At 65.0% G+C, this 6,131-nt stretch carries 7 protein-coding genes; 5 read left to right on the forward strand and 2 right to left on the reverse strand.

All coding sequences use genetic code 11. The features are described 5' to 3' along the window. Positions 1 to 204: 204 nt before the first annotated feature. Positions 205 to 1,008 (reverse strand): SDR family oxidoreductase, encoded by an 804-nt coding sequence (locus KDB67_RS00335; RefSeq protein WP_291010942.1) that lies wholly within the window; start codon positions 1,006 to 1,008, stop codon positions 205 to 207. Positions 1,009 to 1,113: 105 nt separating this feature from the next. Here KDB67_RS00335 and KDB67_RS00340 point away from each other — a divergent pair, with 105 nt between their 5' ends. The 5 genes from KDB67_RS00340 (at position 1,114) to KDB67_RS00360 (ending at position 5,380) form a co-directional block, all read left to right on the forward strand. Next, entirely contained in the window at positions 1,114 to 1,875 is a 762-nt protein-coding gene (locus KDB67_RS00340; protein WP_291010945.1) for an enoyl-CoA hydratase family protein, read from the forward strand. A gap of 126 nt (positions 1,876 to 2,001) precedes the next feature. Next, positions 2,002 to 2,904, forward strand: a complete 903-nt coding sequence (locus KDB67_RS00345) for a CoA-transferase (RefSeq protein ID WP_291010947.1) — start codon at positions 2,002 to 2,004, stop codon at positions 2,902 to 2,904. Beyond that, positions 2,901 to 3,665 carry a CoA-transferase gene (locus tag KDB67_RS00350; RefSeq protein ID WP_291010950.1) on the forward strand — a complete coding sequence of 255 codons (765 nt, stop codon included), beginning with the start codon at positions 2,901 to 2,903 and terminating at the stop codon, positions 3,663 to 3,665. Before KDB67_RS00345 ends, KDB67_RS00350 begins: the two co-directional genes overlap by 4 nt. Beyond that, positions 3,662 to 4,876: a nitronate monooxygenase gene (locus tag KDB67_RS00355; RefSeq protein WP_291010952.1), complete on the forward strand. Its 1,215-nt coding sequence runs from the start codon at positions 3,662 to 3,664 to the stop codon at positions 4,874 to 4,876. The genes KDB67_RS00350 and KDB67_RS00355 overlap by 4 nt, the downstream gene beginning before the upstream one ends. Positions 4,877 to 4,984: 108 nt before the next feature. Next, a complete protein-coding gene (locus KDB67_RS00360) occupies positions 4,985 to 5,380 on the forward strand; it encodes a hypothetical protein (RefSeq protein ID WP_291010954.1) in 396 nt (131 codons plus the stop codon). 4 nt (positions 5,381 to 5,384) lie between these two features. On the opposite strand, the gene KDB67_RS00365 is transcribed toward KDB67_RS00360, so the two are convergent. Continuing rightward, positions 5,385 to 5,981, reverse strand: coding sequence for a TetR/AcrR family transcriptional regulator (locus KDB67_RS00365; RefSeq protein WP_291010956.1), 597 nt, complete (start codon positions 5,979 to 5,981; stop codon positions 5,385 to 5,387). Positions 5,982 to 6,131 lie beyond the last annotated feature (150 nt).

The raw sequence follows: 6,131 nt of genomic DNA on the forward strand, positions 1-6,131 counted from the left end.
ATCACGATGACACCCGACACCCTCATCGCTTCGGCCCCAGGAATCACGATGACACCCGACACCCTCATCGCTTCGGCCCCAGGAATCACGATGACACCCGACACCCTCCGCTTCGGCCACAGGGATCGCCTTCTTGATCCCTGAGGAGCCGAGCCGCTAGGCGAGGCGTCTCGAAGGGTCCGGCGAGCCGCGGATCCCAACGCTTCACACCTGGTTGCCGGCGTTGGCGGCGGACAGGAAGGCGGGGCGTTCGCCGCCGCCGTGGATTGTGAGGGTGCTGCCGGTGATGAACGACGACAGCGGGGAGAGCAGGAACGCGACGGCGTTGCCGATGTCGGACGGCTGCGCCAGGCGGCCCATCGGGATTGTCGCCGCGACGGCGTCGACACCCGCCTGGTCGCCGTAGTGCAGATGCGACAGTTCGGTCTCGATGGCACCGGCCACAATGGAATTGATGCGGACCTTGGGTGCCCACTCGACGGCGAGCGCGGTGGCCGCGCTGTCGACGCCGGCCTTGGCAGCACCGTAGGCGGCAGTGCCCGGCGACGGCCGGTGCCCGCTCACGCTCGAAATGTTGACTATCGCACCACCATCGGGCTGGTTCACCATCACCGCGTGAGCAGCACGGGAAACTATCAGTGGCGCAACAAGATTAAGCGCAATGATCTTATTGGTGAAGCTCGCCGAGGCGTCAGCGGCGAGCGCGAAGGGTGAGCCGCCGGCGTTGTTCACCACGCCGTCGAGTTTGCCGTACTTGTCGACGATCTTGGCAACCAGTTCGGTCACCGCATCCTCGTCGCGGACGTCACACGGGAAGAAGTCCGGGTGGTCGTCGGCTGTAGGTGGTCGACGGGCACAGATCACCGGGATAGCGCCGAGGTCTTTGAGAACCGTTGCGATCCCAGCTCCGACCCCTCGCGCGCCACCGGTGATCAGCACGATCTTCCCTGACAGTCCCAGATCGATACGGTCGGCCGACCCCGGAGGCCCCTGCGGTGCTGCGGTCATGGGTGATACCCTACCAAACAACCAAGCACTTGCTTGGTTCCCTGGCAATGGTGGGACACCCCGCCGAACAACCACGCACCGCAACTGGTGGGAGAAGGAGCCATGATGCCCATCACCACGGCACGGACGGACACCGGCATCGCGATCGTCACCGTCGACTATCCCCCGGTCAACGCGCTGCCGTCGGCCGCCTGGTTCGATCTGGCGGACGTCATCACCGCCGCCGGCGAAGACCCGTCGACGCATGTGGTGATCCTGCGTTCGACGGGACGCGGCTTCAACGCGGGCGTCGACATCAAGGAGATGCAGACCACCACCGGCTTCGACGCCCTCATCGGCGCCAACCACGGCTGCGCCGCGGCCTTCTCCGCCGTCTACGATTGCCCCGTCCCCGTCATCGCGGCCGTCAACGGTTTCTGCGTCGGCGGCGGCGTGGGCCTGGTGGGCAACGCCGACATCATCGTCGCCTCCGACGACGCCTACTTCGGACTGCCCGAAGTCGATCGCGGAGCGCTGGGCGCCGCAACACATCTGGCGCGGCTCGTGCCGCAGCACATGATGCGGACCCTGTACTACACGGCGCAAACCGTTACCGCACAACAACTGCTGCACTTCGGCTCGGTGTATCGGGTGGTGCCCGCCGACGAATTGCTTTCCACTGCAACCGAAGTAGCCGAGCAAATCGCCAAGAAGGACACCCGGGTGATCCGGGCGGCGAAGGCCGCGATCAATCACATCGACCCCGTCGACGTGAAGACGAGTTACCGGCTTGAGCAGGGGTACACCTTCGAGCTGAACCTGGCCGGGGTGTCCGATGAGCATCGGGATGCGTTCGTGGCGACGGGGAAGGCTGTGGGTGATTCGTGATGCTCGGGTCGCCGGACCCAACGCAGCCCTTGCTCGTCCCTCGCTTCGGCCTCAGGGATCAAGTAGCTCCGTCACTTCCGGCGCTTTCAACTCGTACCGGTTCCCAATAGAAGGCGAAATCAACTGATGGCAGCAACACCAACGGATAAGACAAGCACGCTCGACGAGGTGATCGGCGAACTGCGTGACGGGATGACCATCGGCATCGGTGGGTGGGGGTCGCGGCGTAAGCCGATGGCGCTGGTGCGGGCGCTGGCGCGTTCGGACGTCAAGGATCTGACGGTGGTCACCTATGGCGGGGCCGACCTCGGATTACTTTGTGCAGCAGGAAAAGTGCGGCGCGCCTACTACGGATTCGTGTCGCTGGACTCGGCGCCGTTCTACGATCCGTGGTTCGCCCGGGCGCGCACCACCGGCGCCATCGAGGCCCGCGAGATGGACGAGGGCATGGTCAAATGCGGACTCGAAGCTGCCGCCGCCCGGCTGCCGTTCCTCCCGATCCGCGCCGGCCTCGGCTCGGACGTACTCAACTTCTGGGAGGGCGAACTCAAGACCGTCGCCTCCCCCTATCCCGACGCGGACGGCCGCACGCAGACGCTGGTCGCGATGCCCGCACTGCGCCTGGATGCCGCGTTCGTGCACCTGGACATCGCCGACAATCGAGGTAACGCCGCCTACACCGGCATCGACCCGTACATGGACGATCTGTTCTGTGCCGCCGCCGAGCGCCGCTATCTGGAAACCGATCAGCTGGTGTCGACCGAGGTGCTCGTGAAATCGGTTCCGCACCAGAGGCTTCTGCTGAACCGGATGAATGTCGACCGGGTGGTGCACGCCCCCAACGGCGCACATTTCACGTTCGCCGGCGACTACGGACGCGACGAGGCGTTCCAGAAGTTCTATGTCGAGTCCGCGAAGACCCCCGAGATGTGGGAGGCGTTTTCGCAGCGATTCTTGCGCGTCGACGAAGAAACCTATCAGCGTGAGGTTGCCGCGTGGCGGGCCGAGCAGGAGGAGACCGGAAAGTGACCACGACCGAACCCAGTACCGATATAACCCTGGCCGAGGTCTGTGTCGTCGCCTGTGCCGAGATCTTTTCCGGCGCAGGCGAGATCATGGCATCGCCGATGGCACCGATGGCGCTGCTCGGGGCGCGCCTGGCGCGGCTGACGACCGAACCGGATCTGCTCATCACCGACGGGGAGGCGCTGATCCTGGCCGACACCCCGGCCATCGGACGGTCCGGTCCGATCGAGGGCTGGATGCCGTTCCGCAAGGTGTTCGACGTGGTCGCGTCGGGTCGTCGTCATGTGGTGATGGGCGCCAACCAGATCGACCGGCACGGCAACCAGAACCTGTCGGCATTCGGGCCGTTGCAGCAGCCGACGCGGCAGATGTTCGGGGTGCGCGGGGCGCCGGGCAACACCATCAACCATCCGACAAGCTATTGGGTGGGCCGCCATTCCACTCGCGTGTTCACCGAATCCGTCGACATCGTGTCCGGAATCGGTTATGACAAAGTCGATCCCGGCAATCCCGCCTTCGACGATCACAACATTCATCGCGTCGTCACCAATCTCGGGGTGTTCGACTTCGGCGGACCCGATCACACGTTGCGGGCGCTGAGTCTGCATCCCGGTGTCGAGGCGGCCGAGGTCGTCGAGAACACCTCGTTCGAGGTCGCCGGTCTCGATTCGGCCGGTGTGACCCGTCAGCCGACCGATGAGGAACTGACAATCATCCGGGAGGTCCTCGATCCCAAGGGCGTTCGCAATCGGGAGGTCCGGTGACCGGGGCGAGCGAAGCGACGGGAAATGTCACCGGGGCGAGCGAAGCGACGGGAAATGTCACCGGGGCGAGCGAAGCGACGGGGAATCTTACCGGGGCGAGCGAAGCGACGGGGAATCTTACCGGGTCAGGAAATGGAACCGTCCGGGCCGCTGCACTTCCCACCAAGTTCACCGAGCTGGTGGGTATCGAATATCCGATCGTACAGACCGGGATGGGCTGGGTATCGGGACCATCGCTCACCTCGGCCACGTCGAACGCCGGCGGTTTGGGGATTCTGGCCTCGGCGACAATGACTTTCGGTGAGTTGGAAGCGGCGATCAAGAAGACCAAGTCGCTCACCGACAAGCCGTTCGGTGTGAACATGCGCGCCGACGCCGCCGATGCCGCCGACCGGATCGACCTGGTGATCCGGGAGGGTGTGAAGGTCGCTTCGTTCGCGCTGGCACCGAAGAAGGATCTGATCGCCAAGCTCAAAGACCATGGTGTGGTGGTCATTCCGTCGATCGGTGCGGCCAAGCACGCATTGAAGGTGGCATCGTGGGGTGCGGACGCGGTGATCGTGCAGGGCGGTGAGGGCGGTGGCCACACCGGGCCGGTCGCCACCACACTGCTGCTGCCGTCGGTCATCGATGCGCTGGCACAGGCGGGTTCGGATATGCCGGTCGTCGCCTCGGGTGGCTTCTTCGACGGCCGCGGGCTCGTCGCTGCATTGGCCTACGGTGCCGACGGCGTCGCGATGGGCACCCGGTTCCTGCTCACCTCCGACAGTGCCGTCCCTGACTCGGTGAAACAGGAGTACCTCAAGCGTTCCCTGAACGACACCGTCGTTTCGGTGAAGGTGGACGGCATGCCGCATCGGGTGCTGCGGACCCCGCTGGTCGATGCTCTCGAAAGCGGTAGTCCCGTCAAAGCTTTGGCGGCTGCTGCCCGGAATGCGAATGAGTTCAAACAGCTCACCGGTATGAAGTGGACCACCCTGGTACGTGACGGCCTGGCTATGAAGAAGTCCGGTGAGCGGACCTGGCAGCAGATCATCATGGCCGGCAACACCCCGATGCTGCTTCGTGCCGGGCTCGTCGAGGGCGACACCAGGGCAGGGGTCCTCGCTTCCGGCCAAGTCGTCGGCATGATCGAGGATCTGCCCAGCTGCGACGAGTTGATCCAGTCGGTGATGACCCAGGCTCACGAACGCCGCAAAGCGCTGAGCTGACCCGAGGACAAGAAGCGCCCTCCACCGGGGTGCTGATGCAGTAGCCGCATCAGCGCTCCCGTGTTGGGCATTTTCTTGTCTGGATTCGAAAAATCGGGCTACCGTGTAGTGACTGACACCACACGGAGGGACGAAACCACCGATATGAACGCCACACAGCTCTTGGCCGCACACAGACTCGCACTGGGGACTGTGGCATTGCTGGCCAGCCGCACCGCCGGCCGACTCTATGGGCTGGACTTCAGCGCCGGTCCCGGCCCGACACTGACGCGGCTGATGGCGTCGCGCAACCTCGCACTCGGTGTCGGGCTCCTCGTGGCCGACGAGAAGTCCGCTCCCCTGCTGCACAAGCTGAACATCGCCACCGACGTCATCGACCTGGCGACCGTGGCCGACGAGACCCGGCGCGGAGCGCTGCCCCGCAAGGCCACCGTCATCGGGTTCCTGACTTCCCTGAGTGGCGCGGCCCTCGGCGCGCAACTGGTCAACCAGGATCGCGCATAGCCGGTCAGCGTGGGGCGATTCCGTCGAGCACGATCGAAAGATATTCCTGCGCAATGTCTTCGACGCCCATCGTGCCGCCGGGACGATACCAGCGGACCGCCACCCACACGGTGTCGCGCATAAATCGGTACACGAGCTCTAGGTCTAGGTCGGTGCGGAACTCGCCGTCGTCGACGCCGCGGCGGAGCGTCGAGAGCCAGAGGCCGCGGAATTCGGTATTGAGTTCGGCGATATAGCCGTAGCGTTCCTGGGAGGCCAGGCGCGGGGCCTCGTCCTGATAGATCGCCACCGCATGATGGTCGTTGTCGATCGCCTCGAATGAGGCGACCACGAAACGGCGGATGGTCTCGGTGGCCGACAGATCGGCCGCGGCGATCTCGCGGTACCTGCCGAACAGCCGGTCGAGGAAGCCGCGAAGGATCTCGTCGACCATCGACTCCTTGGAGTCGAAATGGTGATACAGGCTGCCCGACAGGATGCCCGCGGCGTCGGCGATGTCGCGTACCGTCGTGGACCGCAGCCCGTTCTCCGCAAACAGCCGGCCCGCCGTCGACAGGAGTTCGTCGCGGCGGGCCGAGCTGGTCGAGGTTCGCGCTGCCATGGGTCTACCCTAGCAAGCGCTTGGTCGGGTTGCGGTGGATCCGTGGGAGCCTGACGTCACCTGACCCTTCGTGACGCGGTCGGCTCGCAAGCTCGCGCGACTGCTCCTCAGGGATCAAGAAGGTCACACCAGCAACTCGCAAGCTCGCGC

It is taken from the genome of Gordonia sp. (in: high G+C Gram-positive bacteria) (assembly GCF_020438995.1).
Taxonomy (GTDB): Bacteria; Actinomycetota; Actinomycetes; order Mycobacteriales; family Mycobacteriaceae; genus Gordonia.

Bases quoted from the DNA above. Each gene is read 5' to 3' on its own strand.
- KDB67_RS00335 (WP_291010942.1), bottom strand. From the start codon at position 1,008: ATGACCGCAGCACCGCAGGGGCCTCCGGGGTCGGCCGACCGTATCGAT.
- KDB67_RS00340 (WP_291010945.1), top strand. From the start codon at position 1,114: ATGCCCATCACCACGGCACGGACGGACACCGGCATCGCGATCGTCACC.
- KDB67_RS00365 (WP_291010956.1), bottom strand. From the start codon at position 5,981: ATGGCAGCGCGAACCTCGACCAGCTCGGCCCGCCGCGACGAACTCCTG.
- KDB67_RS00345 (WP_291010947.1), top strand. From the start codon at position 2,002: ATGGCAGCAACACCAACGGATAAGACAAGCACGCTCGACGAGGTGATC.